The sequence below is a fragment of the Pseudomonas sp. CM27 genome (assembly GCF_013179515.1).
GTDB lineage: Bacteria > Pseudomonadota > Gammaproteobacteria > Pseudomonadales > Pseudomonadaceae > Aquipseudomonas.
In genome coordinates, this window is record NZ_JABMCN010000046.1 from 1 (window position 1) to 2,558 (window position 2,558).

Genomic DNA, 2,558 nt, shown 5'->3' on the forward strand with positions numbered 1-2,558 from the left:
GCACATGGTGCGCTCCGACCTCAACTTCATTCTTGAGCAGATCAAGATCGCCGAAGCCGATGCCCATGGGCAGGACATCCTCTCGCTGATCCCCAACATCCGCGCGCCGCTGGGCCTGCGGGCGGTGGATGGCTCGAACAACAACCTGATGAACCTCAACGGCAACAACCACACCCAGTACGGTGCTGCCGACGCTGTATTCCCGCGCCTGAGCGACCCGGTATTCAACCCGGCCGAGGGTGCACCCGCCGGCTTCTTCGGCCCAGGCTCGCCCGCCATACCGGGTTCGTCGTACCAGCAGACCAGTGGTGCAGTGTTCGACTCGCAGCCGCGCACCATCAGCAACCTGATCGTCGACCAGACCTCCAACAACCCGGCCGCCTACGCCACTGCCTACGACCCTGGCGCGGATGGCGTGCTCAACTTCGGCACGCCGGGCAACGACGATGTGCTCAAGGACGGCGTGCGCGTGGTTGCCAGCCCGGGCCTGGACGGCCAGTTCGGCACCGGCGACGACCACGACGTGTACCTGTTCGAAAACACCGCTGCCGATGCCGGCTTGTCGGCGCCGTTCAACGCCTGGATGACCTTCTTCGGGCAGTTTTTCGACCACGGCCTGGACCTGGTCACCAAGGGCGGCTCGGGCACTATCTACATCCCGCTGCAAGCGGACGACCCGCTGTATGTGCCGGGCGGCTTCACCAACTTCATGGTGGTGACCCGCGCCACCAACCTGCCTGGGCCGGATGGCATCCTGGGCAACGCCGACGACATTCACGAGCACAGCAACACCACCACACCGTTCGTGGACCAGAACCAGACCTACAGCTCGCACCCCTCGCACCAGGTGTTCCTGCGCGCGTACATGATGACTGCCGATGGTCCGGTCGCCACGGGCCGGCTGATCACCAACCGCGACCTGGGCGCCGATGGCAAGTTCGGCACCGGCGACGATCACGAAATCGGCGGCATGGCCACCTGGAAAGTGGTCAAGGCCCAGGCCCGCGACCTGCTCGGCATCAATCTGACCGATGCCGACGTCGACAACGTGCCGCTGCTGGCAACCGATGCCTATGGCAACTTCATCAAAGGCCCGCATGGCTACCCGATGGTGGTGATGAAAGGCCTGGACGGTATTGCCGGTACGGCCGATGACCAGCAGGTGGAAGGCAACCCGCTGGCGCCGATCAGCCTGACCAACGCCGTGCGCACCGGCCACCAGTTCCTCGCCGACATCGCCCACAATGCCGTGCCGGTGTTCAGCGCCGGGGTGTTGGCGCCGGATGCCGACAACGTCGCCGGCAACGCCGTAGCCGTCAACCCGCAGACCGGTGCCAACCTGGCCTACGACAACGAACTGCTGGATGCGCACTACATTGCCGGCGATGGCCGGGTCAACGAGAACATCGGCCTGACCGCCGTGCATGCGATCTTCCATGCCGAGCACAACCGGCTGGTGGCGCAGACCAAGGACACGGTGCTGGACGCGCACGACCTGGTCTTCCTCAACGAGTGGCTGCTCAACCCGGTGAGTGCATTGCCGGTCACCCAACCCGAGATCGATGCACTGGTGTGGAACGGCGAGCGCCTGTTCCAGGCGGCCAAGTTCGGCACCGAGATGCAGTACCAGCACCTGGTGTTCGAGGAATTCGCCCGTACCGTACAGCCGCGGGTCGACCTGTTCTTCGCGCCAACCCAGGTCTATGACGTCGACCTCGATGCGTCGATCGTGGCCGAGTTCGCCCACACCGTGTACCGCTTCGGCCACTCGATGCTGACCGAAACCGTCGACCGCTTCGACATCGACTTCAACGTCATCAAGGACCCGGCCAGCGCCAACCCCGACCAGCAACTGGGGTTGATTGCTGCGTTCCTCAACCCGCTGGCGTATGCCGCCAGTGGCGTCACCCCCGAGGATGCCACCAGCGCCATCGTGCGCGGGGTCACCCGTCAGGGCGGTAACGAAATCGACGAGTTCGTCACCGAGGCGCTGCGCAACAACCTGTTGGGCCTGCCGCTGGACCTGCCGGCGATCAACATCGCCCGTGGCCGCGACGTGGGTATCCCTTCGCTGAACGCCCTGCGTCGGGACATCTACGGGCAAACCGGCGATACCCAGCTCAAGCCGTACACCAGCTGGGTCGACCTGGTGCAGCACCTGAAACATCCAGAGTCGCTGATCAACTTCATCGCCGCCTACGGCACCCACAGCACCATCACCGGCGCTACCACGCTGCTGGAAAAACGCGCGGCCGCCATGGCCCTGGTGTTCGGCGGCAATGGCGCGCCGGCCGACCGCATGGACTTCCTCAACGGCAGCGGTGCCTGGGCCAACGTGACCCTGGTCGGCAAGGATGGCTTGGCAAACACCGCGGATGACCTGAAGGGGGTCACCCTCACCGGCGTCGACGCCATCGACCTGTGGATCGGCGGCCTGGCCGAAGAGAAGACCCCGTTCGGCGGCATGCTCGGCAGTACCTTCAACTTCGTGTTCGAAAACCAGATGGAGAAACTGCAGGACGGCGACCGCTTCTACTACCTGGAGCGTACCGCCGGGC

At 64.8% G+C, this 2,558-nt stretch carries 1 protein-coding gene; it reads left to right on the forward strand.

The window, feature by feature from the left end; all coding sequences use genetic code 11:
• Positions 1–2,558 (forward strand): peroxidase family protein (locus HP547_RS29590; protein ID WP_306140028.1); only part of this gene is annotated, 2,558 nt, incomplete at both ends.